Annotated in this window: 26 protein-coding genes; 12 read left to right on the forward strand and 14 right to left on the reverse strand. The window is 32.5% G+C overall.

What is annotated here, in order from left to right; genetic code table 11:
* Positions 1-2 precede the first annotated feature (2 nt).
* The 3 genes from ACFQ0S_RS05995 to ACFQ0S_RS06005 form a co-directional block, all read right to left on the reverse strand.
* A complete protein-coding gene (locus ACFQ0S_RS05995; RefSeq protein ID WP_299423592.1) occupies positions 3-302 on the reverse strand; it encodes a helix-turn-helix domain-containing protein in 300 nt (99 codons plus the stop codon).
* An 87-nt stretch (positions 303-389) separates the two neighbouring features.
* A complete protein-coding gene (locus ACFQ0S_RS06000) occupies positions 390-806 on the reverse strand; it encodes an RteC domain-containing protein (protein WP_379756388.1) in 417 nt (138 codons plus the stop codon).
* A 1-nt stretch (position 807) separates the two neighbouring features.
* Positions 808-1,230 carry a hypothetical protein gene (locus ACFQ0S_RS06005; RefSeq protein WP_379756385.1) on the reverse strand — a complete coding sequence of 141 codons (423 nt, stop codon included), beginning with the start codon at positions 1,228-1,230 and terminating at the stop codon, positions 808-810.
* Between the two features lie 793 nt (positions 1,231-2,023).
* Here ACFQ0S_RS06005 and ACFQ0S_RS06010 point away from each other — a divergent pair.
* Positions 2,024-3,274 (forward strand): site-specific integrase, encoded by a 1,251-nt coding sequence (locus ACFQ0S_RS06010; protein WP_379756382.1) that lies wholly within the window; start codon positions 2,024-2,026, stop codon positions 3,272-3,274.
* A 171-nt stretch (positions 3,275-3,445) separates the two neighbouring features.
* Positions 3,446-4,939, forward strand: coding sequence for a hypothetical protein (locus ACFQ0S_RS06015; RefSeq protein ID WP_379756379.1), 1,494 nt, complete (start codon positions 3,446-3,448; stop codon positions 4,937-4,939).
* On the opposite strand, the gene ACFQ0S_RS06020 is transcribed toward ACFQ0S_RS06015, so the two are convergent.
* Positions 4,916-5,089, reverse strand: a complete 174-nt coding sequence (locus ACFQ0S_RS06020) for a hypothetical protein (protein WP_379756376.1) — start codon at positions 5,087-5,089, stop codon at positions 4,916-4,918. The two genes, ACFQ0S_RS06015 and ACFQ0S_RS06020, sit on opposite strands and share 24 nt — an antisense overlap.
* A 407-nt stretch (positions 5,090-5,496) precedes the next feature.
* Here ACFQ0S_RS06020 and ACFQ0S_RS06025 point away from each other — a divergent pair, with 407 nt between their 5' ends.
* The 4 genes from ACFQ0S_RS06025 to ACFQ0S_RS06040 all read left to right on the forward strand — a co-directional run bounded on the left by ACFQ0S_RS06025 (position 5,497) and on the right by ACFQ0S_RS06040 (position 8,172).
* Positions 5,497-5,784 (forward strand): helix-turn-helix domain-containing protein, encoded by a 288-nt coding sequence (locus ACFQ0S_RS06025; RefSeq protein WP_379819061.1) that lies wholly within the window; start codon positions 5,497-5,499, stop codon positions 5,782-5,784.
* Positions 5,785-5,807: 23 nt separating this feature from the next.
* Complete coding sequence (locus tag ACFQ0S_RS06030) at positions 5,808-6,629, forward strand: transcriptional regulator (RefSeq protein ID WP_379756370.1); 822 nt, start codon at positions 5,808-5,810, stop codon at positions 6,627-6,629.
* Positions 6,616-7,272, forward strand: a complete 657-nt coding sequence (locus tag ACFQ0S_RS06035) for an ATPase (RefSeq protein ID WP_379819062.1) — start codon at positions 6,616-6,618, stop codon at positions 7,270-7,272. Before ACFQ0S_RS06030 ends, ACFQ0S_RS06035 begins: the two co-directional genes overlap by 14 nt.
* Before the next feature lie 222 nt (positions 7,273-7,494).
* Positions 7,495-8,172 (forward strand): hypothetical protein, encoded by a 678-nt coding sequence (locus ACFQ0S_RS06040; RefSeq protein ID WP_379756364.1) that lies wholly within the window; start codon positions 7,495-7,497, stop codon positions 8,170-8,172.
* 53 nt (positions 8,173-8,225) lie between these two features.
* Here ACFQ0S_RS06040 and ACFQ0S_RS06045 read toward each other — a convergent pair whose 3' ends face one another.
* The 10 genes from ACFQ0S_RS06045 to ACFQ0S_RS06090 all read right to left on the reverse strand — a co-directional run bounded on the left by ACFQ0S_RS06045 (position 8,226) and on the right by ACFQ0S_RS06090 (position 19,792).
* Positions 8,226-9,125, reverse strand: a complete 900-nt coding sequence (locus ACFQ0S_RS06045; protein ID WP_379756361.1) for a helix-turn-helix transcriptional regulator — start codon at positions 9,123-9,125, stop codon at positions 8,226-8,228.
* Positions 9,126-9,131: 6 nt separating this feature from the next.
* Positions 9,132-12,320 (reverse strand): type I restriction endonuclease subunit R, encoded by a 3,189-nt coding sequence (locus tag ACFQ0S_RS06050; protein ID WP_379756358.1) that lies wholly within the window; start codon positions 12,318-12,320, stop codon positions 9,132-9,134.
* Positions 12,321-12,427: 107 nt separating this feature from the next.
* Positions 12,428-13,876, reverse strand: a complete 1,449-nt coding sequence (locus tag ACFQ0S_RS06055) for an ATP-binding protein (protein WP_379756355.1) — start codon at positions 13,874-13,876, stop codon at positions 12,428-12,430.
* Between the two features lie 202 nt (positions 13,877-14,078).
* Positions 14,079-15,869, reverse strand: coding sequence for a GmrSD restriction endonuclease domain-containing protein (locus ACFQ0S_RS06060; protein WP_379756352.1), 1,791 nt, complete (start codon positions 15,867-15,869; stop codon positions 14,079-14,081).
* A gap of 4 nt (positions 15,870-15,873) precedes the next feature.
* Positions 15,874-16,578, reverse strand: coding sequence for a TIR domain-containing protein (locus ACFQ0S_RS06065; protein WP_379756349.1), 705 nt, complete (start codon positions 16,576-16,578; stop codon positions 15,874-15,876).
* Positions 16,579-16,581: 3 nt separating this feature from the next.
* Positions 16,582-17,205: an SLOG domain-containing protein gene (locus tag ACFQ0S_RS06070; RefSeq protein WP_379756346.1), complete on the reverse strand. Its 624-nt coding sequence runs from the start codon at positions 17,203-17,205 to the stop codon at positions 16,582-16,584.
* Positions 17,187-18,365 carry a toll/interleukin-1 receptor domain-containing protein gene (locus tag ACFQ0S_RS06075; RefSeq protein WP_379756343.1) on the reverse strand — a complete coding sequence of 393 codons (1,179 nt, stop codon included), beginning with the start codon at positions 18,363-18,365 and terminating at the stop codon, positions 17,187-17,189. Before ACFQ0S_RS06075 ends, ACFQ0S_RS06070 begins: the two co-directional genes overlap by 19 nt.
* A 19-nt stretch (positions 18,366-18,384) precedes the next feature.
* Positions 18,385-19,056 carry a restriction endonuclease subunit S gene (locus ACFQ0S_RS06080; protein WP_379756340.1) on the reverse strand — a complete coding sequence of 224 codons (672 nt, stop codon included), beginning with the start codon at positions 19,054-19,056 and terminating at the stop codon, positions 18,385-18,387.
* Positions 19,057-19,262: 206 nt separating this feature from the next.
* A complete protein-coding gene (locus tag ACFQ0S_RS06085) occupies positions 19,263-19,571 on the reverse strand; it encodes a type II toxin-antitoxin system RelE/ParE family toxin (RefSeq protein ID WP_379756338.1) in 309 nt (102 codons plus the stop codon).
* On the reverse strand, positions 19,559-19,792 hold the full coding sequence (locus ACFQ0S_RS06090; RefSeq protein WP_379756335.1) for a hypothetical protein: 234 nt from the start codon (positions 19,790-19,792) through the stop codon (positions 19,559-19,561). Before ACFQ0S_RS06090 ends, ACFQ0S_RS06085 begins: the two co-directional genes overlap by 13 nt.
* A 564-nt stretch (positions 19,793-20,356) precedes the next feature.
* Here ACFQ0S_RS06090 and ACFQ0S_RS06095 point away from each other — a divergent pair.
* From ACFQ0S_RS06095 to ACFQ0S_RS06120, 6 genes are all read left to right on the forward strand, one after another.
* Complete coding sequence (locus tag ACFQ0S_RS06095; RefSeq protein ID WP_379756332.1) at positions 20,357-20,908, forward strand: NADPH-dependent FMN reductase; 552 nt, start codon at positions 20,357-20,359, stop codon at positions 20,906-20,908.
* A 319-nt stretch (positions 20,909-21,227) separates the two neighbouring features.
* The gene (locus tag ACFQ0S_RS06100) at positions 21,228-21,710 is read left to right on the forward strand and encodes a ferritin-like domain-containing protein (protein WP_379756329.1); all 483 of its coding nucleotides are present in this window, start codon (positions 21,228-21,230) and stop codon (positions 21,708-21,710) included.
* A 137-nt stretch (positions 21,711-21,847) separates the two neighbouring features.
* Positions 21,848-22,339 (forward strand): TspO/MBR family protein, encoded by a 492-nt coding sequence (locus ACFQ0S_RS06105; RefSeq protein WP_379756326.1) that lies wholly within the window; start codon positions 21,848-21,850, stop codon positions 22,337-22,339.
* 3 nt (positions 22,340-22,342) lie between these two features.
* Positions 22,343-23,101 carry an MlaE family ABC transporter permease gene (locus ACFQ0S_RS06110; protein WP_379756323.1) on the forward strand — a complete coding sequence of 253 codons (759 nt, stop codon included), beginning with the start codon at positions 22,343-22,345 and terminating at the stop codon, positions 23,099-23,101.
* Between the two features lie 4 nt (positions 23,102-23,105).
* A complete protein-coding gene (locus tag ACFQ0S_RS06115; RefSeq protein ID WP_379756321.1) occupies positions 23,106-23,840 on the forward strand; it encodes an ABC transporter ATP-binding protein in 735 nt (244 codons plus the stop codon).
* A 43-nt stretch (positions 23,841-23,883) separates the two neighbouring features.
* Positions 23,884-24,843, forward strand: coding sequence for an MlaD family protein (locus ACFQ0S_RS06120; protein WP_379756318.1), 960 nt, complete (start codon positions 23,884-23,886; stop codon positions 24,841-24,843).
* Positions 24,844-25,054 lie beyond the last annotated feature (211 nt).

The raw sequence follows: 25,054 nt of genomic DNA on the forward strand, positions 1-25,054 counted from the left end.
GTTTATTGATGAAGTAAATCGATTTTAAATTGGTCGGTTTGTTGGAACAGGTAATGCTCCAAATCCATAAGTCGGTAGAACACCCTTCGTTTCATTTTGAAACAAGGGATTTTGTGATCGTCTCGATGTCGCTCGAGCGTTCTTCGACTTATTTTTAAAATTCGACAGGCTTCCCAACTGTCAACATATTCTTTAGCGAGAAATTTCTTTCGGTCGCTTAGTTCCGCTACTTTATCTTGCAGCTCCCTTAGTGTAACGATGAGTTGTTGATACACATCGCTGGATAGTGTGATTGTTTCCATGCAAACATTTTTTAAATTCGAGTGCAAGAATAATCAGCCAAAAAATGGAAAAGGCTTAGGTTAAGCTTAACCTAAGTGAAATAAATATCACCTGCGTTTCCGTTGTTTTTCATCCAGCTCTTGAGAATAGGCTTGAAAATGTCCTTTTAGGTTTTCAAGGAAAACGGCATTGTCTTTTTTGCGTTCTCGGGCTTGATTAAGTTTGGTACTAGGGGCTTTAATGGGTCGGTTAAACAGCCATTCGGCAATCTGCAATATTTGTCGTTGGCTTAGCTTTCCTTCTTCAGCAACAATGGCTCCTGAACGTTGCAAAGCAATCATTAATTCGAGCAAAGCGGTGTCAGAATTGTTCCAGTGAAGTATGGGAATTGGGCGTTTTTGTTCAACAAATAAGGAGGTCTGTTTAGGCTTTATTTGGTTGATTTCAGCTTGAAGTAGCTGACTGAAATCAGGCTTTGGCTGATTATTTTGTCTAGCAATTCTAATTTTTGCTCGGATAAACAAATCAAGCTTGGAAAGTAGCTCTTTTTGTGCTTCTACAAAATATTGAAGTTTTTTTTATGGCATCATTTGCCGCGTCTTTGAACTGGGGAGCAGTCTTAAATTCGACCGAAAAAAGTATGAAATCAAAATTATCAGGCAGGTAGGTGATTTGATTTTCTTTTATAAGAATCAAATAATCTTCCAGTAATCCCATTGCATTCACAGGCGCTATCGACTGCGAAATTTCCAATTCAATGACAACCTTGGCTTCATCATAAATTTTAGCTAGGTAGAGCCTGTATTGATTGATAGAGCCAAAGGTATTGATACGGATACCTGGTTCAAGTTCTTCTTCAAAGAGATTTATTTTCACTCTTTGTTTTGGCGACCATTCCACTTTGCGTGAGGCCAGCTCATTGATAATTGGTGTCAGGGTTTCTCTCATTAAAAATTTTTTACGTTAAATAAAACAAATGTATTTTTTTGTATTGTCAAATAGGGTCAACAACAATTAAATTCGTTATATGTTTTCTCCCCAAAATCACCCAGGGCAATAGGGCAATCATATATATATATGAATTGCCCTATTGCCCTAGAGATATGATTTTAAAAATTGCCCTAAAAAAACGAGTGAAATCAATGCTTTGCAGCGAATGGGGTGGTGCTAAAAAAATACGTATCTACATTCGTATATTTACGGATAAATACGGATATTTTTTCTAGCAGCTATTAAATTTGAATTGTTGATTTTGATAAATGAAAATAAATCAAAAATTTATTGTTTAGGTTCGGGATTCTTTCTAAATTTGAACCGTTGTAAGAGGGAATTTGGCATTAACGGTCGCCCTGCCAAAAACCATTTTGCAACTTGTGACGTTGACGCGTCATGAACAACGACAACTAATTGACAATCAGATAACTAGCTTATGCGGTGCGAGTACCTCTTTCTCCGCAGAATAACTTTCAAAAGTTATCAAAAACCTCGAAATCATATGATTTTCGGGGTTTTTTCTTTTATCAAACTTCCAAAGGATTCATTCTTTATTAAATATTAAGGTGCATAATCGAGACCCTAAAAAATTATTAAAATCAGGGTCTCGCTAAAAAGGTTCAAAATTTCAAAACAACTATGTTTTATTAGGGTTGCAAACCCTTTTGAGTATAAGAACCATATTATGAACATCTTGTTTGGTGACAAACCTTATCATAAATTAATGTATAATTTAAAGGTTACCAAAATGAATGTAAAAACAACATTGCATTTTTATGCAAAATCAACAAAAGTCAATTCAGTAGGGCTATTCCCAATTTATGTCAGATTAACAGTAGATGGCAAAAGATTTGAGTACAGTACAAAAAAATTCATTGAGCCATCCAAATGGTCAACAGAATTAAGCAAAATGAAGGGCAGTTCAGAGGAAGCTCGTTCAATAAATAGTTTACTGGATTTTACTAAGAACAAAATTAATGAGATTCAATTTGAATTATTAAAAGAGGGTATTTCTTTAAATGTCGATGAATTTAAAAATAGAATTCAAGGTTCGAAAGAACGTCAACGTACCCTAATCCCTATTTTTCAAGACCATAATAACAAAATAAAAGCTTTAATTGGTAAAGAATACGCTCAGGGAACATTAGAACGTTATGAAACCTCTTTGAAGCACACGAAAGACTTTTTAGTATGGAAATACAACATTACAGATATCGACATAATCAAAATAGATCATGCTTTTATAACAGACTACGAATTCTATTTAAGGACCGTTCGGAACTGTGCCAATAATACTGCGGTCAAATACATTAAGAATTTCAGTAAAATAATCAAGATTTGCATTGCTAATAACTGGTTAGACAAAAACCCTTTTAGCAACTATAAATCAAAAGTAAAAGAGGTCGACCGTGTCTATCTATCTGAAGAAGAAATTCAAGAAATAATTAATAAAGATTTCGGCACAGACCGCCTTAGTTTAGTAAGAGACATGTTTTTATTCAGCTGCTTTACTGGACTTGCTTACATCGATGTGAAAAATTTAACTAAATCACATGTATGCATCGGAATCGATGGCGATAAATGGATATTTACCCATCGCCAGAAAACAGAGAGCGCTTCTAAAATCCCTATACTTCCGGTGACTCAAATGATAATTGATAAATATGCAAATCATCCACAGTCTTGCAACCAGGAAAAACTACTCCCAATTCTAAGCAATCAAAAAATGAATGCATATCTTAAAGAAATAGCTGGAGTATGCAAAATAAATAAAGAACTAACCTTCCACATCGCCCGTCACACTTTTGCCACCACAATAACTCTCACAAATGGAGTTCCTATTGAATCCGTAAGTAAAATGCTAGGACATAAAAACCTACGTACTACCCAACATTACGCTAAGGTTTTGGATAAAAAAGTAAGCGAAGACATGAAAATCTTAAAAGATAAATTTTCTAACATATTGATTAACAACGCCTTAAAGCAATCAAAAAATTAATAAGTAAAATCTTATATCAAAAGTTAAAAAATATTCAATTAATTATTAAATTGCACAAAATTTAACATCATACCACCCTTTAGGATGTTAAACAACTAAAATTCCAAAAATAAATTTAGTTTTTACACTAATAATTGTGTTTTTAATAACACAGGAATTTTATTACCTACTATGAAAATCGCATATTTATTAGAGTGCTATGATGTCAGGTTACGACAGGTCGCTTCTCCACATACAGTTTCAAACAAGTATATTCTTGATGACCTTTCAAAAAATGAATCTAATTCTTATCGTATCTACAGTGTAACAATTAAAAAATGGGAAGGAAAAGAAACACTTAATATTAGCAAGCCAAAACATTCCTTCCACCCCAAGGTACTAAGATTAGAATTAAAATCCCTTTTTCAGTTCAATGAATTTGAAAACTATATTCCAATTTTAAAAAACCATATCGAATTTACTGGCGAATCAATATTTTTTGCTGCCGACCCAGAAAGACTAAACACTTTTTTTGTGTATGAAAAATGTGCAATTAGCGAACTACCGCCTAAAGAAAGATTCTTTCTATATTGTCATCAATCGCTAAATCTAGAGAACCAAAACATAAAACTGGCCATCAAAGAAAAAGTCTTTAAGTTCAAATCAAAACTCAAAATTGAACATTACATTCACAAAAACCAACTGACGATTGAATACCAGCTGAATAAATTGATCAAACAAATTAATCCAGAAACAAATAATGAATTATATGAGTTTTTAGATAAATATGATAATTCAGATTGCTTAAAAAGTATTTATCGAAATTTAGAAAACCTTTTAGTCTTCATAGAAAAAGAGTACCATGATTTTCTAAATGTCAATATAATGGTGCCTTGGAGAACAGTACTGATGAATGAATATGAAATCAAACCCAAATTAGATTTTGTAAGAGATTCGTTGCTGTCCATGGAAATAGACCAAGAGCTACTTAAAATAATTTTTGACCCAGTATTAATAGTATCAACTATAAACATTCAAAAACAAATCACCTACTACCAATTTAATTATGCTGTTGAATACATCTCCGAATTAGCTCAATTATTAATTGAAAATCCAAATGAAACAAGAGAATCTGAAATATTTGATTGGTTATTAGATCTAAACATAAATTCATTTAGAAATTTCGATTACATCACAAGTAAATTGCAATTCGAATTAAATACATGCGAATCAGATTATGAAAGATTAGAACTGCTCTATAAGAAATTAAAAAAGTTCAACCAGCACAGGAGTAAAATAAAAAAATCTTTCAATGAAAAACTCCCAGAAATCAAAGTTCAAATCTGCAATTGGTTAGAAGAAGAAATTGAATTCATAAACCGAAAAAGAAACCTAGAGGACCAGCATACAGGAAACCCAAAAGAAATAAAAACTAACAATAAAATACTACTAGGTTTATCAGTAGCTCAAATAAGTTACTTCGTAAACATTTTGATGCAAACAGGAATCATTAAGCACTCCAATCAAAGAGAAGTTTTCCGCATGATTGCTGATAATTTCAAAACCAATGTAACAGACAATATTTCTGTGGACAGCTTAAGTTCTAAATTCTTTAATGTAGAAACTTCAACTAAAAATAGGATTAAAGAAAAAATAATCGAACTATTGAATCTTACGAAGAAATAAAATTTCCTTTAGTAAATGCCATCCAAATCCATTCAGGTCAACTAAAACCTCATCAGATAATAATACAAGTTCCTCAACGGTTTGAATTGTATTCAAGACCATAAATTCTACTAATTCTTTACTATTATTGTATCTTTCTTTCTCTTCCATCTGTCATTGGTATTTGAACTCCCAAACAGTATAAAACAAACTGCGTGGGACATCGATCATCAGCCACAGAGGTACCGCCAAGCACCCACAGCACACGATTAACCGAGCCCACGCATTGCGTAGGCGAACAGTTAAATCTTGAGCTGTTTTTAGAATCTTTGGCGGTTTTCTGTGGCTCCGAAATAAACTTTCGCTATATGAAAATTGAGGTTAACCTCAATTCTTTATTCTTGTACAAATTTATACAAATCAACCTGATTGCAATCAATTTGCACCAATATTATAAAACTTTATTTCAAAATTACTATTATTCACGCCACTTTATAAGGGGTTGTACAACCCCTTGAACTGTTTTTGTGTGTCAATATTATATCCCTTTGCCACAACAATCTTTAAAATCTAAAATCATGGCAATTGAAGTACTTACAAAGGAAGACCTTAACGAATTCCGACACGAACTACTAAAAGAAATTACTGGAATCATTTCTGCAGCACCTCCCAAAAAACAGAAGTGGCTCAAATCCAACGAAGTCCGTGAACTGCTAAACATTTCACCCGGAACGCTTCAAAACCTTCGCATAAATGGTAGTCTAACGTTCTCTAAAGTCGGCGGCACTATTTACTATGCAAACGATGAAATCGACAAACTCTTAGAACGCAACAAAAAAGCGGCCAACCCCACCCTATTCCGTTAACATAAAAAGTCTTAATACTTAAAATGAACTACATAAAACACCTCTCTGGTTTCTTCAACAGAATTGTATTTGACACCGACTTAAACCCAACTCACGTCAGTCTATACATGGCGCTCTTTCAATCATGGAATCTCAACCGCTTCCAAAATCCAATAAGCATTACTCGGAACGAAGTAATGCGCATCAGCAAAATATTTTCCAAAGCTACCTATCACAAATGTGTAAACGAATTACACAACAAAGGCTACATCAATTACGAGCCATCACACAATCCATTCAAAGGCAGTTTAGTGTGGGTTATTGAGTTAGATGTCAATGCATTGCCACTAACAAAAAAAGACCAAAGAAGCTCAAAAATCAGGCAACCTACTGAACATCCTATTGAACAACTAGCGAACAACTACCAGACAAGTACCTCGCCTACTCCTAGACAAGCACTGGTACCTTCTATAAACAGTATAAACAATTCAAACAATTCAAACAGTGAAAACGGGCACGCATTCGAAAATAAAGAAATTCCAAAAAATAATTTTCAAGAAGAAAAGAAAAAAAAGTTCAGCCAAAAAAAAGAAATATTCGAAATCATTCCGCCAAAATTAGAAGATGTCAGGAGTTATTTCATGTCACAGAATATCGATGCAAACGAAGCCGAAAGATTTTTTAACCATTTTCAAAGCAACGGCTGGCTAGTGGGTGGTAAATCCAAGATGAAAAACTGGCAAGCTTCAGCTAAAAATTGGATTATGAATTTACAAAGTTTCACTCCCATTCAGGTTGCTGCAGCAACTCCAGTTCCTGGTAATTTAAAAACATCTAACCAAAAAAAATACGATGAACCCCTATAACGAAATTCAAAAAGTATTCGTAGTAAAAAACGGTGTCAAAATCTATGATTTTGTCAAATGCATCGAAGTACTCGAAGATATCGGTCGTTTTCATTTTGGTCCCCAGTTCAAAGTATACGAAAATGATTTACCGGTAATTAAAAAATTGATCATCTATGCAATTCGAGACGAACTTACAGCTTCCCAAATGAACATGAACATCAACAAAGGAATTATTCTTTCAGGTCCAGTGGGCTGTGGTAAAACATCACTCATGTTCATACTGAATTACTTTTTCCAAAATAGTTTCAATTACAAAATGAAACCATGTCGAGATATTGCTTTTGAGTTTGCTTCAAAAGGTTATGAAGCACTCAACCCTTTCATAAAAAAGGAATCAAAACAAACCCGCATGAACACCTATTGCTTTGATGACCTCGGAACCGAAAAGCAAATCAAACATTTCGGAAACGAGTGCAATGTAATGGCAGAAATCCTTTTAACCCGATACGACAGCTTTATACACGATAAAACAATGACACATGTAACCACTAACCTCTCAGCTTCAGAACTCGAAGCCTTCTATGGTGACCGAGTACGTTCCCGTATGAGACAGATATTTAATTTAATCGCGTTCGATAAAGATTCAATTGACAAGAGATAAATTAAACATTCACGATTTCCAAAATTTAAATAACACAAATGAGTAAATATTTAATTTAATAAGCTTCAGTCCAGATTCTATAGACAAACGCTAGGGAAACATCGAGAAATAAGTATTAACGTCAGTTCGAGTGTTTTTTGTGTAATGCAATGAAACAAAAAATGTATCGAGAACAATAAAGAGAACCAAATCGAGAACCCTATAAAAACTAAAACAAAAAGAATGAAAAAACAAATAACACCCCAAAACCTAAAACAAATCAAATCATTTTGGAAATGGTTCGAACAAAACGAAACCCAAATTCTAGAAGCATTTTTAAACCACACCAACCATTATGAGGTTTTTAACCACCTAAACCGTAAACTGAATTATGTTTCAAAAAGAATAGGTTTTATTTTAATCGGCCACAAATCAAACACCGAGAGAATTAAACTAATCATGACAGCGCACGGCTATAAAAAACTATTCCCAAAAGTAAACGCTTTAATCAACAATGCTCCAAAATCAAACAGCTTTAACTTTCAAGCCTTCATTCAACCCGAAACAGACCTAGAAAAATTCAAAAAAGGCTTTGACAAACCCTATATCTTCCGTGATTTCGAGCTCAAAACTAGCGAATTATACTTCTTACCGCTAGAATTCAACACTTATCAAAAGAAAATGAAAATTGTGGTATACATGAAAAATTTCAAATATCATTTTGATAACGATTTTATCGATGAAGCAATTCAAATAATAATCCAGGACCTTATTGGCGAAGTAGAGTACAAAAAAACTATTTCTTTGGTACAACTAGCACAACTTCCTCAAAATCCCAAAAATCTCATCCATCTCTACGAGCTGCAGGAATACATCGATTTTCTCAATAAAATCAATAGTAGAGTTAAAATTGAAATATAGTTGCTATAAAATGAAACCACTTACCTCCAACCTATTCATCTGAATAGGTTTTGTTATTTGTTAAATAATTGATGTCGCTCCAGAACATATTGTTTGAAAGCCTCAGATGCTATTATCTTTATCTCTCCTGGAAGTCCAAGCACAAATCTACCAACACCCAAGAAATTCCCAACTTCACATTCCAAACGATACAAATTATCTGTTACTTTAGAAATGTACTTTTCAGACAAAGGATATTCCTCAATAATTAAATTATAGGCAACCAAAGAGAGTTCTAAAATAATAGCTGAAGGTTCAAAACTTTGCATTCTGAAAATATCAATAATTCCTTTTTTATGTTTAGGCTTATAATTATAAAAAGACTCTAGCAATTGAACGTGTTTTATTCTCGAGGCCTTAAAAACTTTATTCACTCCATCTTCTATATCATAGCACCATACACCAGTATAATTGACAGTAAAGTCAATTGGTTCCACAATTCTATCCCTAATATTTTTACTATTTCCCGATTTGTAGGATTGCAAAACAACTTGTTTTTGTTGCTTTATACCTTGCAGCAAGGTATAAATATTTTCACTTTCTTCTTTTTTCGAAATAGCATGTATAACCCTGTCGAAATCATACAAACTATATAGCTTTTTCACCAATTTGCTTTTAAATTCATCGGTGTCCTCTATACTGTGAATGGCTTTGCTTAGTATAAAAGCTTCCTCTTCTGAAAAATGTAATAAATGACTAATTTCCTGAACGGTTGTATTTTCTTTATCAATTTTAAAATAACCATTGGTATTTTCAATAACAAAACCTACTTGCTTAAAAGTATCAAGATAGCGGTAAACAGTTCGTGGTGAAATTTCAAATCGTTCCGATAGTTCTGTTATGGTTCGACCATATTGGCAATCCAACAACAACAATACCTCGAGCATTTTCTGAAATTTCGCTTGGTCTGACATAGTGCGTTACTTTTGATATTTCTTAAAATTCTCTGCTTGTTCAAAGATTTCTTTATAGACTTCATCTCTATCAACTGGTGGATATCCATTGTCAGCTAATAGTATAATCAATCCTACTTTAAGTTCAGCTTTAATATCGTCCCGTTTACTCCAATCGGTGTATTTTGCCTTGTCATCAACTACTTCTTTGACTTTTTGAGCAAGTACAATAAGCTTGTCTTCAGGGTACACAAAATCATATTTGATTGCCAAGGCTTTTAAAATATCGTAAAAGGCTTTCTCTTCTATATCTATGCCTAAGTCTTTGAAAGAGTCCTTTTCTTTTTTCAGAGCAAAATACAAATCGATAATCTCATCGGTAAAATCCTCCAGTACTATACTGTCTAAAACATCGTTTTCTTTTCGTTCGTTGTATTTATCGACAATAAATTGCAGACGCTTTGTGAAATCAACTCCCATTATTTTGTTGATTTTCTGAATGTCTTCTATCGCTTTTGCCAAGAGTTTTTGCAATAATTTAATTTTGGTATTCGGGAGTTTAATCTTATCTAGTTTGGCTAAATAATCATCCGAGAAAATATCGACTTCTGTTTCTCCTGTTTCTCCTAATTTAAAAATTTCCTCCACACCTTCACTCTCAATTGCATCCTGAATCATATTCCGAACCTTATTATTCATTTGAGCAGTGTCAGGTGCCACCCCTTTGGTTAGTTTGAATACAATGGATCTGACGGCCAAAAAGAAATGAATTTCGTCTCTTTCGTGATGCGAGAAAGATTCACTTCCAGAACAAATATCATAAGCTGCTTTCAACCGTTTTACGATATACATAAACCGTTTTTCTATATCTTGTGTTATTTGAGCAAACTCAGCTCCTTTATTCAAAGTGTTGAGTTGTTCGAGTGGTGTGCCTTTGAAGTATTTGCTGCTATCAAATTTATGAAACAGTTTATGCAACAAATCCACTTGATCCTTCACTACTACAATGGATTGCTCGATATCTTCGAAAATATCGGAATCCTTTTTGTTATAATGCGCCAATGCCAAGTTCATTTGTTTTTTAATACCGATATAATCCACAATCAAACCCTTGTTTTTTCCTTCGAATTTACGGTTAACCCTTGAAATGGTTTGGATTAGATTGTGTCGCTGGATGGGTTTATCAATATACATCGTATCTAAAAACGGAACATCAAAACCTGTGAGCCACATATCGACCACAATTGCTATTTTGAAATTGGATTTTTCATTTTTGAATTGGCGATCCATTTCTTTTCGATCCTCCTTTGTACCCAATAAATAATATAGCTCTTCAGGATCATCTTTTCCTCGGGTCATGACCATTTTTATGCGCTCCATCGGTTTGATTTCCTTTTTCTCTTTATCGGTAAGGACAGTACCTTCATCACAAACTTTTATTTCACCCCATTCTGGTCTTAGTTCCAAAACGTTTTTATAGAATTCATAGGCAATAGAACGACTACTACATACAAACATCGCTTTTCCTTTTATAGTAGCTCCTTCGGCTATTCGATTCTCATAATGTTTTACAAAATCTTCAGCCAAATCCTTTAATCGTTTTGGATCACCTATGATGGCATTCATTTGAGCCATCACTTTTTTACTTTCCTCTATTTGGTGTTCATTACTACCTACCTCTGCACAACGATTGTAATACTCTTCAATTTCTTGAAGTTTTCGGTTGTTCAATAAAACTTTGGCTGCACGTCCTTCATAAACAATACGCACCGTGATTTCATCTGCAACCGATTCCGTCATGGTATAGGCATCAACAACATCACCAAAAACATCAATAGTGGCATCGATGGGTGTTCCTGTAAAACCTACATAAGTAGCGTTAGGCAATGAGTCATGCAAGTACTTTGCAAATCCGTAAGTTTTGGTAACACCATGTTCACTAACTTTAATTTTCTGGTCTAAATTGGTCTGGCTTCGATGTGCCTCATCCGAAATGCAAATTACATTGGTTCTGTCTGTTAGTAATTTAGTGTCTTCCGTAAATTTATGGATGGTGGTCAAAAAGACTCCGCCACTGTTTCGGCCTTGCATTAGTTCCCTTAAATTAGAACGGCTTTCAACACTGATAATCGTGTCATCGCCAATAAATCCTTTAGCATCGGTAAACTGTCCCGATAACTGGTCATCCAAATCAGTACGGTCGGTAATTAAAACAATGGTAGGACTACCAAAATAAGTGCTTTTCATCAGCAGACGACTCAAGAACAACATGGTGTAGCTTTTGCCGCATCCCGTGGTGCCAAAATAAGTACCGCCTTTACCATCACCATCAGGACGCTGGTGCAATTTTATATTTTGAAATAATTTGGTAGCAGCATAATATTGCGGATACCTACAAACTATCTTTTCATTTTTCTTAGAACTATCAGGAATATAAATAAAGTTATGAATAATATCGCGCAATCGCTTACGGTTAAACATCCCTTGAATTAAAGTAAACATAGCGTCAATACCGTCAACTTCCGTTACCATACCTTCAATTTTGCGCCAGGCATAAAAGAACTCATACGGCGCAAAGAAAGATCCGGCTTTAGTATTCACACCATCACTTATCACACAAAAGGCATTATACTTAAACAATTCTGGAATATCTCTTTTGTATCGAGTAGTCAATTGTTTATACGCATCATGAATCGTTGTGTTTTCCTCTATCGCAGTTTTAAATTCAAAAACCACCAAGGGCAAACCATTGATATACAATATCAAATCGGGTATGCGCATTTCATAGCCTTTAATGGCCAATTGATTCACTATCTTATAAATGTTTTCATCCGCTTCGCTATAATCAATAAGCTGTATATAAATATCTTTCTGACTGCGGTCTTCTCGTTTCAATAAAAAACCATCACTAACCATTTTCATAATGGTTTTATTACTCTCATACAAATCCGAGGAAGGCAACCGTTCCAAATCACGCACTATAGATGCAATCTCGTTTTCAGTAATGTGTTCGGCAGCATAGTGCAAACGCAAATACGCTCTCAAATCACCCGTCACTAAGACTTTTTCGCTCACCACATGACCATAGGCAGTCGGCGGCTCCGATACGCCAATAAATTCAATCTTTCGCACTTCACCGCCTACCACATGAGTCATTTCCTCTTCTTGCAGTAAGTTAATAAAGGCTTGTTCTAATTGTGCTTCTGTGAATTTCATTTTGTTCTAAAATAATAAAATAAAAAGATTTAAACCTTCTTATTTATTTCGATTTGAGGTGAATAAGTTTTTTTTACATTTAAAAATTGCTTATTCACACATTTATATTAGTCATTATTGCCTTTCATTTTCAATGTATTTACCCCAACATTATAAGCATACAAAGCCGCTGGTAAAAAGGTAAATTCAATATCTTGAAAGGTTTTGTTTCCTTCTTGATTTATTGTAGTGATTAATGCACCAGTTAGGTTGTTGTTGTCACAAAATTGTATCATGCTTTTTAATTCATTCGTTTTTTCAAAATACCGATTGCTCCACTTTATTTCAATACCCCAAACCGGTTTAAAATTTTTATCATCGAGTAAAACTAAATCTACTTCACCTTCCTTTTTGTCTTTCCAACGCGCATAATTAAGGTTCAAATTTTCTCTGTGCATCCATTGAGAAAGTATTGCGGTTTCTACCATATTCCCCATTTCTTGATCACTTTCTGAAATAGGTGAAAACAAAGCAGTTCGCAATGAGGGATTGGTTAGATATACTTTGAAACTAGTAACCCTTTTTAATTTTTTAGCGTTGATATCTAATTTGTTAAGCACTTTAATCAAAAAAGCAGCTTCCAAATATTCCAAATATTTTTTTAAAGTATCTTTTTGTATACCACTCTCTTTTGACATGGTTTCATACGAAAATTCATTACCTGTATTATAAGCAATATAGGTAAAAAAGCGGTTGAGTTCTTGCACATCTTTTATGCCATACAAACTAGGTAAATCGCGAAGTAACACCTTATCAACAATGTCGTTTTTTACATATCTTCCCATATCGCCCTGTATTCTTTCAGACAATACTACTTCGGGATAACCACCAAAATTGAGATAATTTACAAATTCTTTATTGAGCTCGTCTATATTATTGGTTAGTTGATACACTATTTCTTTTCCGTTGTATTTTATAGCTCCTTCTACCATTAAATGGGAACGATTTTTTAAATGAATAAACTCCTGAAAGGTCAAAGGAGGCAACATAAAATCAGTAAACCGACCAGCGCCACTCTCTGTACTGTGCCAACGCAAAGCAGCAGCAGCAGAACCTGATACTATAAATTTTGTCTTAGGATAAGTATCCACCAATACTTTTAAATGGCGTTCCCAGTCTTTTAGGTACTGAATTTCATCAAAGAAAATATAACAATCCTCAAGATTTTTAATCTTCAAGGCTTCGGTGCATAAATCCAAAATGTCTTGTAAACTCAAATTGATATAAATAGGATTATCGATACCAATAAAAAAAAGTTTTTGAGGGCTAATCTTATCCTGTATCAATTGATCAATGGTATGAAACATCATCACGGTTTTACCCACACGTCTGGGTCCCATTAATACCACCGCTCTTTTAATTTCTTTTTCTACAACAAATGGATAAAAGAGGTTAAAATACAAACGTTTAGACATAGAACGATAAAGCTCTGGAATAACCTGCGTTACCCACCAAGGGTTTTCATAACGCAAACGTTCTATAATTTTTTCTTGCGGAATAAGGGTTGAAATTTTCATAATTTATCTTATTTAGGCAAATGTATAAAAAATAAGCAGATTTAAAACTATCTATTATTATAGTTTTTACAATAATAAGCGATTTTATGCACTAAAAATTGCTTATATATCATTTTGCATCGTTTTCCCGACGTCGGCAAAATGATTATATATTCTTAAATGTCAAGTTTTCTATTCCAAAAACTTGACATTTACTCTTTTTCTACAACTGACTATAATAAACTTTTAATTTTTTAGCCATCAATCTTCTGCGCTCTTCTAAAAAATCTTCATATACTAGGTGACTTGCTTCCTCTATAATTCCTGGAATGTCATTATTAATCAAGTTTTCTTGTAGGCTACTATCAGAATCCAAAGTACTAATGCCATTGGTTCCTGCTTGTATTTGAGCTTTTACCTTATCTAAATAATCTTTAGGCGTTAACATACCCACTTTTATATTAGTAGCTTGTTCTGTGAATACAAAATTGGCTACCTGATTGTATGCCTTTTGAGGATAGCCATTATTCATCAAGTATTTTTTAGGAAAAATATGGTGTACATCACCACGTTGTTCTATTAAGCTGCTAATTTTCATGTTTTTAGATAAAAAAGCAACCGCATTGTTATTTACTTGTGCCGCTAAATAGATATTGTAAGCATTGTTGTTGACACTTGAAGTTTCCAAATCATTAATGATTCCGAAATCCCAAAAACCAGCTCCTAAATGCGCTTGCTCCATTTGGATTAAATAAGCCGCTATTCCCTTTTCATTAATTTGCTTGATGTCTTCATCAATACGGGATTCAGCAGAACCAGAATAACGACCGATAAACATACTCATCACCATCCAACGTTTTACATAACCTTGAGCTTCTGCTTCTCCCATACCATCTTCTCTTAATTTAAGATATAAAGCATAGGCAAAATTTAAACTGTTTTGAGAAGATATTAATTTCCTGCTTATTAATCCAGTCGATTTAATAATCATCACAAAACGCTGATAATTGGTTTGATTCACAAAAGCAGATAAACCTTCAGATAGTTTGGCATAACTAGCTTCGGCAATGCTACCTTCATAAGAACGTGTTTCAAAATTACGCCCAGATAACAAAGCTACCAAATCACTAAACTTTCCTCGGCTGAATTTAAAAGTAAAAGCTACCCTAAGCATATCAATGTAATCTGGAACATATAAATCATCAATTCCAGTAGCCATCCACTTAATTTCTTTGTAGTAATCAGACTGCGTAAAGACAGTATCATTGTCTTGAATGTGTTTTATAAAACCTTTATCAACTAGTAATCGGCAGAAGTAATCTACCATTTTTCGCATTTTATTACCACCATGTTGCTCGTCAGAAGCAATCTTAGACATGACAAAGTCAGCATTACTCAAAACCACTCCTTTTTGATTGATACGGATAAAAATTTCGGTAACAGTATCAATATCCAAACTAGCATCTAATTCAATAATGCCGACTTGCTTTGTTTTAATACGTTTCAAGTTTTCAATGCGTTCTTCTACCAACTCCTCATCAGCTTCAGGATTCTCTTGGCAATATTTCCGAATAGCTTTAGAAATGGAAATCTCATCGTTTACAATTGGGTTAATATTATCTATCCATTCCGGGCTTTTTTCATAGGCTTTATTGAGTACATCAAATTTTTCTTCCAATGGATTAAACGCAATACGAATATTGATTTCTTTATAATTTTTATCTAATACTCTTTGCCCAACAATGGCAGCGGTTAAAGCAGTAATTCGCTGTTGGCCATCAATCAATACTTTTTTTCCTGCTGATAATTCGCCGTTTTTTAATTTCACATCAGGATTACGCCAAGTGATAATATACCCTACAGGATATCCTTGATACAATGAATCAATTAAATCTCTTACTTTGGCTCCGTTCCAAACAAAAGGTCTTTGTATTTCCGGAATAGCAATATCGCCAGATTTGATCCAACTTAATAAAGTTTCTACGGGTTGTTGATGTACACTGTATTTTGCCATTTGTTTACTCTAAATTAATTTTATAATCATATAATCCTTTGTTATCTTTAATTTCGATAGCTTTTTCAAGATGAGAATTGAAATTATCATTAAACATAAAATCACTCCATTTTACAGTTTTTATGAATGAAGGCTCGTTAGATATAGTAATTATTGAACCATTACATTCACGAGTTTCTTTCTCCCATAAGTTGAACATATTACTACTTAAAATTTTAAATAGTAAATTGGTATGATGAGTTATACTATTACAGTTTGGATTATAAGCATAATACCAATCATAAGTTCCAGATTCATCAGGTAAAACCACCCCTATAACAGCATTCATTTGTTTTGTATTTCCTCCTGTTGGGACTGTTCTCAAAGAATATGAGATTTCCCAAGGAATCCATTGTTCTTTTTGAGTTTTATTAGTTAATTTCATTCCTTTTGAAATCATCACAATTGTTACACTACATTGTCGAATTCTTCTCTTCAATTCCGATTCAATTTCGTGGTCTAAGAATTCTTCTAAACTTTCACCATCCCTTTCACCAAGATTAATATGATCACTTCCGATTTTATTTTGCAATAAATCTACATAATCTCGAACTCTTGTATTTCTGGAATTAAACTGCATACTTCCGTTAACTTCTTCGTAGAAAAAGTCTTTTAGTTTTTGCACTTTCTCATCTTTGTATTTATACGAAACAAAATATTTTCTAGCCATCTTTTATATTTTATCAATTAATAACTTTTGGAATAAACTCATATAGCCATAATCTTTAACTAACCTTTCATTTTTGAATTCTTCAGGAAAAAGATTATCATAAACAATTTTAGTCGCCGCACCAGTGCTAGCAATAGGCAATAATAAAGCTTGTGGGTGTCTATCAATAAACATTTTATATTCGCCTTCTATTCCTTTTTCTTTATCTCCATCAATTCCTTCCATTCCTCCAATAAACACAGCTGCCGAAAACTCAGACTCATCAAGCATTCTTTCTCTCATATGCAATAAAGATTTCTCTCTATCATTATCGATGATATCTGTAAGAATTACATTTTTAAACTTATTATTATCTTCCAGAAAAAACTTTTCAAATAATCTAGATTGATATATGGTTACATGTTCTTGAATATTTAAATCAAGTTTTTCCATTACATAATAAATTAATGGGGTAATAGATGGATGACCTCCCCATATAATTCTATGATGTGGTAAAACCACAGTTGCAAAAGCAATAACTGAGTCACGAATTGCAATAATGTCAGCTGTTTCAATATATTTTTGGTCTCTTTCAGGTAATGGTACACTCGCAGAAAGAAAAATGTTTTTTAGAGTGGTTGTAGCCATGATTCGAAGTCTTGTTTTTTTAAAGTTTTAATATCTTTTTTAAAATTATCATTTAGCCAATCCAGATGATTTAACCATTTATCTCTAATTCTTAAATCATCATAAATTACTTTAATAGTGACATCTTTATATCCTAACAATTCTTTTTTAATTTCTGCCGATTGACAACTTGTTGATTGTGGGATTCCTATTGTAGGGATATAGATTATATGTGTTCCGTCTGGTAAATCCTCTGTTAAAAATCTTTCGGGTTGTACAGTGACAATTCTACCGTTTTTTTCAGCGATATTTCGAAATTCTGTTGTCAAATTATCTTGCCTTGCCGCAAGATTCCTAGCTCTTACCGATTCTACTTCTTGAATAATTCTGTCAACGAAATCTGGTATAAATTTGGATTTATCTTTATCATCGAAAATACCATCTAAAAAATTTAAACTCTTTAACTGTATTGGGTAACTTATGTAAGAGGATGGTTCTATTTTTTTTATTTCATGATTTGGCCAAACTAGTTGAATCATACCGATTTGTTTAGCTCCAGCTTCTGCAAATTCTTCTTTACACCAAAAACTTTTGAGAAAGCCAGGCGTATTTAGAAGCACAATAACATCACAATCTGTCATTCTATGCCAAAGTTCATCTTGAAATGCTTCTCCTTTACCAATAGAATGTGTATCTAAAAAGACATCATAGTTAAAAGACTCAAGAGCTTCATATAATTGAATTGCAACAGATGTAGATTCATTTCTTTTGTAACTTATAAATATTTTTCTAGTATTTCGCAGTAATTCAAATGATTCTAGAATAATATTAGCTATTCTATCTAATTCAGATTCTTTAAATTGAATACCGTTTTGATTGGATAAAATACAAGGAATATCATCTGAAAAGGAATTAAAAAAAATAGGAAGAATCATCGTGCCATACTTGATTAGCTTGTGAGAAACATCCAAGTCTTTATAATTCTTTTCGATGTCTCCAAAATACAAACCGAAAGCTGGTTGGTTACCTAAATATTCTTCATTTAGCTTATCACTCTCAATTATTTTTAAAATAGAGTTTGGTAAGCCTAAATCATTTAGTTTATCAAGTACCTTACTTAGAATATGATGCTTTTCTGGAACATCAGAACCTAATAAAATTAGTTGGTATTTATATTTCATAAATATTTTGTTTATATTTTTATTTCTTTATATTTTCCATCGCACTTTCAACCCTCGTCATCCTCGCCAATAACAAATCCTTTAATTCTTCTAATCTTTGGCTTTGTAGTTCAATGTTTTTTTTATTTTTGAAAAGGGGTTTAATTATTTTATCGAAGGTTTTAAGGGTTGAATCAATAGGAATTAAAAAATCTATATTTTTAATGATTTGAGTATTAATTGACTCAACAATTGAAGAAGTTGAACCTAGAATATTAAATTTAAATTGATTTAGAAAACAATAAATAAATTCAGAACTCAATTTTGTTTTATCATTACGATTAAAATGAACAATAGCTTCATTGGATAACATTTCTTTAGTAGTAATTGCTAATTTTCCAATTGACATCTTAAAACTCATTATAGTCGTATTTTCTTTTATAATTGGAATTGAGAATTTATTAACTGCTTCTAATGTTAAATTTTCATTTGTATCAAAAATATAAGTTTGACAAGAAGCTAAATCTTTAATTGAAATCCAATTTATTGAATTTTCATTTTGATTAAACCATTTTCTTTCAATTCTAGGCGGTGTTCTTCCAATTGTTAATTCATATTCTTTCCCAAGTTTTGAAACATTCCACCCCACAGGAATCTCCTTTTCCAATTCCTCATTCCAAACCATTTCACCACCATTGCTCTTGTAAGGCAAATCCTATTATTCGTTGTTGCATTATTAGTCGTTTATTTTCGTTGAGTCGTTCTTTTAGCCTTGACCATAACGGTCGATACTAGAGCTCGCGGTTGCTTATGGAAAGCTTTTTTCATAACCTTACAGCGAAGTTATGAAAAGTAAACGAACAATTTACCGAAAAACTAGCCATGAGCTTTAGCAAGTGTAGTAAGCCGTTTGATTATTTATTTTTTAAGGAATATCAATAACTTTTCAGGTTCTTGTCTATTGTCCCAAAAACCAGTTATTATAATTTTAAAATTACTTTTTTTATAAAGAATACTATAATGTCCAAGAGAAACTGCTCTAGTATTTTTGAAATCTGTTTTTTTGCCCAACAAAGGATTTTGCTTTAAAAGATCTGTTCTTTCTTTTATTTTCTCATTGAGTTTTTTTACGTAAGTTGTGCTTTGATTTCTTTCAATCCAATATTCGAAAATAAAATTTCTTTGTCTAATTGCTGTTTCGGTCCACTGTATCGTTAACTGAGCCATTTAGAATCTCTTTTGCTTAATTCAGATTCTGAAACCAATTTTCCATCTTCAATATCTTTTTCACTCAAAGATAACATTTCAATTTGCTCAGTTGAAAGAGAAATGATTTCTTCTGATTGAGTCGAGTCAAAAATAATTTTAATAGCTTCCAATAATTGCTCATTTCGTGTTGCAAGTATTCTGTCTATTAAACTATTTTTTATGTTTTCTAATGCATTCATGATTTCTTTTTTTGTAAAGGTCGAAATTTAGTACGGAAATTCCAAATGGCTCACAACATATTATACGCGAAACAGACCTTCATATACACCCAAAATTGGGTAGCTTGGAGCATGTTTGCTTCGCTTTATTTTATTTTCAAATATATAAAAAAATAGTATAAATCTTCGAGATTCGCTCTGCGAAGTCCCCAAATTCGTAGCTAGAAAAATAGCCAACTAAAGCAGTCCTACAAATAAAGGCGTACTAAAATTATAATGACATATCGACCAAGATAGCGCGGATTTGCAATCCGTGCCTACAATAAATATCAAATCTTTTATAGTAAACCCTTTGCTCTGCGAAGTCTCCCGACCGTAGCTAGAAAAATAGGCAACTAACGCAGTGTAACAAATAAAAAACATACTAGAATTATAATGATGCATAGAAATGGGTATAAAGACAGGATACTTCGTGCAGCGTTTTAAAACGTATGAATTACATAACTTTTCATAATTTATATATAACAGGAGCATACTTTTTAATAGTCATATTTGTTTCATCTTACACTTATAAAACCATTCAAAATGTATCACATCTCAATCATCTCTTCCAGTATTCGAACGGGCAGAAAAAGTCACGCTGTTGCACTCTACTTGCAACACTTTTTAAATGAGAATAAATTAGCAACTGTAGAAATTTTGGATTTAGCTTCCTATAATTTTCCCATTTTTGAAGCACCATTAAAACACCAAACCAATCCGAGTTTTGATGCTTTAGAATTCAAAAATAAAATTATTCAATCAAATGGGGTAATTGTAGTTACTCCAGAATATAACGGAAGTTTACCCGCCAGTTTAAAAAACGCCATTGATTTGTTGTATGAAGAATGGCATCGAAAACCTGTAGCTTTTTCAACAGTTTCATCAGGAGACTTCGGGGGCTTACAAGCACTAACTCAGTTGCAATTTATCTTTTGGAAAATAAGAGCTTGGACCTTTACAGCCAATTTTCCAGTGTCGAGAGTACAAGAAAAATTTGACGATTATGGTGTTCCGACCAACAAACAAGAAACTGACGCGTTTGCAGAAATTTTTATTGATGAGTTTATGAAATGCATCGAGTCAAGTAAAAAATGAGTCTTTGAAAAAGATTTTCAAAACTATTTGAAAGACAGAAAACACAGATAAAATCATGAAAAAATACAGAAACAGATAAGCCAATTAAACCAAAGATGCCTGTTTATATAATTCACTTTACCGCTTGGGTGGATAGTAAAAACAATTTAAATTTTCGAAACGATAGTTATAGTCTCGACAAACAATTATCAAAAGCCATCCTCGAAGAAAACAAAATCTGTGAATCCTACAACTTTTTTAAAAAGTTATATAACAAATTAACTGTCTAATGTATAGAATTTTACCATTATAAAATCACTAAAATTAAACTCAAATCAAGATGGAAAATGAAAAAATAATTGAAGCGCTTAATTCCTTAATCGTAATCAATAACGACCGAATAGAAGGATATAAAACAGCTAATGAAGAAACTAATGAGACTGACTTAAAAATGCTGTTTTCAGATCTAATGCAAACCAGTGTAGAATGTCGAAAAGAACTAGTAGCAGAAGTGAAGAAACTTGACGGAACTCCAGATGAAGGTACACGAACCACAGGAAAATTTTTTAGAGTTTGGATGGATGTTAAAGCCGCATTAACAGGAAATGACCGAAAATCTATTTTAGATTCCTGTGAGTATGGAGAAGATGCCGCTTTAAAAACGTATAAAAATGTACTTAGTGATAACCATGAAGACCATGAAGATATCAATTGGAAACAACAAGAGATGTTAAATAAACAGTATGCTTTGTTGAAAGCAGATCATGACAAAGTAAAGCAATTACGTGATACAATTGCTAATGAAAAGCAACACACAGAATGATCAATGTTATTTGTCAAGAGAAGAAAATGTTCACCAAAAATTGAGACTTTTGGTACTAACAGATGACATTGATAGTTTTAAAACCTACAAGATTTTTATGATTTTGTAGGTTTATTTTAATTATTTAAATCAAACCTATGGAGACATTGACTACTATACCAAATAATTGGAAATTAGTAATTTGTATTATAATTTGTGAAGTTGCAGGCATTATTTCAGGGTTATTAACTAACACTCAAAATAATATTTGGTTCAATGCAATCATCAAACCTTCTTGGAATCCGCCAGGCTATATATTTGGACCTGTTTGGACTGTATTATATCTTTTAATGGCTATTTCACTTTGGATAGTTTGGAAGAGTGATGCATTTGAGGATCAAAAAATGGTAGCTTGTCTCATTTTTGCGGCACAATTATTCTTAAATTTTTGGTGGACTATTTTGTTTTTTAAATTCCAATCTCCTCTAACTGCCTTTGTAGAAATTATATTTATGATTGTGTTTATATTTTTTACCATTATCCGATTTTCAGAAATCAGTAAAACTGCTGCTTGGCTATTAGTTCCATACATTTCTTGGGTAAGTTTTGCCGCTATTTTAAATTATACTCTTTGGAATTTAAACAAGTAAAACATGCAAACCTATATCAAAAACATATTTGAAGATACTGGTACTATTTCATTATTTACAGGAAGATTCTTTAAAGAAATTATCAGACTTCCGTTTCCAATCAATGAATTTTTACGCCAATGTTATGCTATTGGATATAAATCATTGCCACTGGTTTCGATAACTGGTTTTATTATGGGCTTGGTACTTACCATTCAATCGAGACCTACGATGAGTAAATTTGGAGCAGAATCTTGGTTGCCCAGTATGGTTTCGCTATCCTTAATTAGAGAAATTGCTCCTGTTGTTACCGCTTTAATTTGTGCAGGTAAAATTGCATCAAGCATTGGTGCTGAACTAGGCTCTATGAAAGTCACTGAACAAATTGATGCTATGGAAGTTTCAGCAATCAATCCCTATAAATATTTGGTAGTATCTCGAATTTTAGCTACTACAATCATGGTACCTCTTTTAGTGATATTTGCAGATTTTGTTGGCATTTTTGGGGGCTATGTAGGGTATAATATACATGGAAGTATGGGAGCGTTTCGGTATTTCTCAGAAGTAATTGAACATCTTGAATTTTTAGATGTAATGCCAGCTGTCATCAAAACCTTTTTCTTTGGATTTTTTATTGGATTAATTGGTTGCTATAAAGGATTTAATGCTTCCCGAGGAACAGCTAGTGTAGGAATTGCTGCTAATGAGGCTGTTGTTACAGCATCATTATCAATATTTATAATTGATATGTTTGCGGTGCAAATAACTGATTTATTTTTTTAGAATTATGAACGAAAAACCTATCATATTAATTAAAAATTTGTGGAAGTCATTTGGAAAGAACAACGTTTTAAAAGGTATAAACCTTACAGTAAATAAAGGAGAAGCATTGGTTGTTCTTGGAAGATCTGGTTCAGGAAAATCAATTATGATAAAATGCTTGGTAGGTTTAATTGAAGCCGATAAAGGCGAAATCAACGTTTTTGGAACGGATATTACGAAACTTAGAAATAATGAACTAAACAAAATTCGGGTAAGAGTTGGATTTATGTTTCAGAATGGTGCATTATATGACTCAATGTCTGTAAGGAATAATTTAGCGTTTACATTAAAGCATCATACTAAAGATTTAACAGATCAAGAAATTGAATTTAAAATTAATGAAGCATTAGAGAATGTAGGTTTAAAAGAGGCTATAGACAAAATGCCATCTGAATTATCCGGCGGTATGCGAAAACGAATTGGATTGGCTAGAACCCTGATTATCAATCCTGAAATTATTTTATACGACGAGCCTACATCGGGTTTAGATACCATAACATCTAGAGAAATAAGTGAATTAATTGTTTCTATACAAAAGAAATACAAAGCATCATCTATTATAATTACACACGATATGTCGTGTGCAAAAATGACAGGAAATAGAATTATGATTATAAAAGATGGGGTTATAAATACCGAAGGAACTTATGAAGAACTTAAAAAAAGTACTGATGAATGGGTTTGTTCTTTCTTTTCATAGATACAACCTAAAAACGAAGTGAGAAAAATTAAAAATTATAAACATGAAAAAATCTTCAAATTATATCTGGAAATTAGGGATGTTTGTTCTTTTAGGATTAACGTTATTTTTTATTACAATTTATTTTATTGGTAAAAGCAAAAACTTATTTGGATCTACATTTCATCTTAATGCTAATTTTAAAAATGTTAGCGGTTTAAAAGTGGGTAACAATGTTAGGTTTTCAGGAATAAATGTAGGTACCATAAAAAAAATTCAATTTATTTCAGACTCAGCTGTTGTGGTCAATTTGATTATTAGAGAAGAAGTACAACAATACATTAAAGCTGATGCCACTGCTAGTATTGGATCTGATGGATTAATGGGTGATAAAGTATTAACTATTTCTCCTGGGACATCATCTGAATTTATTGTAAAAGATAATGCTACGATAGCTTCTAATGAAGCAGTAGAATTAGAAGATTTGATGAAAAATTTAAAAAAGAGTGTCGATAATGCTCAAATAATTACAAATCAACTTTCTCAATTTAGCTATAAAATCAATAATGGAAAAGGAGCGTTAAACAAGGTTTTAACTGATGAAGAATTTGCAAATAGTATTCAAAAAATACTTAATAACTTACAAATGAGTTCCGATGAGTTTCTTCTTTTTTCAAAAAACATAAATGATAAAAACGGCTCATTACATAAGTTAATGACCAGTCCCGATTATTCAAACTCAATTAAAAAAACGTTAGACAATCTCGAAAAAAGCACAACACAATTCGATATTTTTACCCAAAAACTAAATTCAAATCAAGGTGTTTTGTCCAAATTGGTAACCAACGAACGTTTGGCAATTTCGCTAGATTCTACATTGACCAATATCGAAAAAGGTTCTAAAAATTTATTAGAGATTGAAGAAGCTGCAAAACATAATTTTTTTCTAAGAGGTTATTTTAGAAAACAGAAGAAAGCTGAAGAAAAAAAGAAAAAAGAAATTGAAAACACTTCTAAAAACTAAGGGCTACTAAAGGAAAAATATTTAATTTATAAGTACTTTATAGTTATTTAAACGCTTAAATATATATATTTAAAAAACATATCTTTACAAGAAAATTATGATACTAATTTCAAGAAGAATTTTAATAGTATTAACCCGTTGGGTGTAATTATTTGAAGTAAAAAATATTGATTAGATATTGCTCAAGATACTGAAATTCAGTATCTTGAAA

It is taken from the genome of Flavobacterium myungsuense (assembly GCF_042677265.1).
In the GTDB taxonomy this organism is placed as follows: Bacteria; Bacteroidota; Bacteroidia; order Flavobacteriales; family Flavobacteriaceae; genus Flavobacterium; species Flavobacterium myungsuense.

Bases quoted from the DNA above. Each gene is read 5' to 3' on its own strand.
- ACFQ0S_RS05995 (WP_299423592.1), bottom strand. From the start codon at position 302: ATGGAAACAATCACACTATCCAGCGATGTGTATCAACAACTCATCGTT.
- ACFQ0S_RS06075 (WP_379756343.1), bottom strand. From the start codon at position 18,365: ATGAAATATAAATACCAACTAATTTTATTAGGTTCTGATGTTCCAGAA.
- ACFQ0S_RS06115 (WP_379756321.1), top strand. From the start codon at position 23,106: ATGAACGAAAAACCTATCATATTAATTAAAAATTTGTGGAAGTCATTT.
- ACFQ0S_RS06065 (WP_379756349.1), bottom strand. From the start codon at position 16,578: ATGGCTAGAAAATATTTTGTTTCGTATAAATACAAAGATGAGAAAGTG.
- ACFQ0S_RS06005 (WP_379756385.1), bottom strand. From the start codon at position 1,230: ATGAGAGAAACCCTGACACCAATTATCAATGAGCTGGCCTCACGCAAA.
- ACFQ0S_RS06095 (WP_379756332.1), top strand. From the start codon at position 20,357: ATGTATCACATCTCAATCATCTCTTCCAGTATTCGAACGGGCAGAAAA.
- ACFQ0S_RS06110 (WP_379756323.1), top strand. From the start codon at position 22,343: ATGCAAACCTATATCAAAAACATATTTGAAGATACTGGTACTATTTCA.
- ACFQ0S_RS06040 (WP_379756364.1), top strand. From the start codon at position 7,495: ATGAAAAAACAAATAACACCCCAAAACCTAAAACAAATCAAATCATTT.
- ACFQ0S_RS06045 (WP_379756361.1), bottom strand. From the start codon at position 9,125: ATGTCAGACCAAGCGAAATTTCAGAAAATGCTCGAGGTATTGTTGTTG.
- ACFQ0S_RS06105 (WP_379756326.1), top strand. From the start codon at position 21,848: ATGGAGACATTGACTACTATACCAAATAATTGGAAATTAGTAATTTGT.
- ACFQ0S_RS06090 (WP_379756335.1), bottom strand. From the start codon at position 19,792: ATGAATGCATTAGAAAACATAAAAAATAGTTTAATAGACAGAATACTT.
- ACFQ0S_RS06100 (WP_379756329.1), top strand. From the start codon at position 21,228: ATGGAAAATGAAAAAATAATTGAAGCGCTTAATTCCTTAATCGTAATC.
- ACFQ0S_RS06050 (WP_379756358.1), bottom strand. From the start codon at position 12,320: ATGAAATTCACAGAAGCACAATTAGAACAAGCCTTTATTAACTTACTG.
- ACFQ0S_RS06055 (WP_379756355.1), bottom strand. From the start codon at position 13,876: ATGAAAATTTCAACCCTTATTCCGCAAGAAAAAATTATAGAACGTTTG.
- ACFQ0S_RS06120 (WP_379756318.1), top strand. From the start codon at position 23,884: ATGAAAAAATCTTCAAATTATATCTGGAAATTAGGGATGTTTGTTCTT.
- ACFQ0S_RS06070 (WP_379756346.1), bottom strand. From the start codon at position 17,205: ATGGCTACAACCACTCTAAAAAACATTTTTCTTTCTGCGAGTGTACCA.
- ACFQ0S_RS06085 (WP_379756338.1), bottom strand. From the start codon at position 19,571: ATGGCTCAGTTAACGATACAGTGGACCGAAACAGCAATTAGACAAAGA.
- ACFQ0S_RS06025 (WP_379819061.1), top strand. From the start codon at position 5,497: ATGGCAATTGAAGTACTTACAAAGGAAGACCTTAACGAATTCCGACAC.
- ACFQ0S_RS06060 (WP_379756352.1), bottom strand. From the start codon at position 15,869: ATGGCAAAATACAGTGTACATCAACAACCCGTAGAAACTTTATTAAGT.
- ACFQ0S_RS06020 (WP_379756376.1), bottom strand. From the start codon at position 5,089: ATGGAAGAGAAAGAAAGATACAATAATAGTAAAGAATTAGTAGAATTT.
- ACFQ0S_RS06010 (WP_379756382.1), top strand. From the start codon at position 2,024: ATGAATGTAAAAACAACATTGCATTTTTATGCAAAATCAACAAAAGTC.
- ACFQ0S_RS06015 (WP_379756379.1), top strand. From the start codon at position 3,446: ATGAAAATCGCATATTTATTAGAGTGCTATGATGTCAGGTTACGACAG.
- ACFQ0S_RS06035 (WP_379819062.1), top strand. From the start codon at position 6,616: ATGAACCCCTATAACGAAATTCAAAAAGTATTCGTAGTAAAAAACGGT.
- ACFQ0S_RS06030 (WP_379756370.1), top strand. From the start codon at position 5,808: ATGAACTACATAAAACACCTCTCTGGTTTCTTCAACAGAATTGTATTT.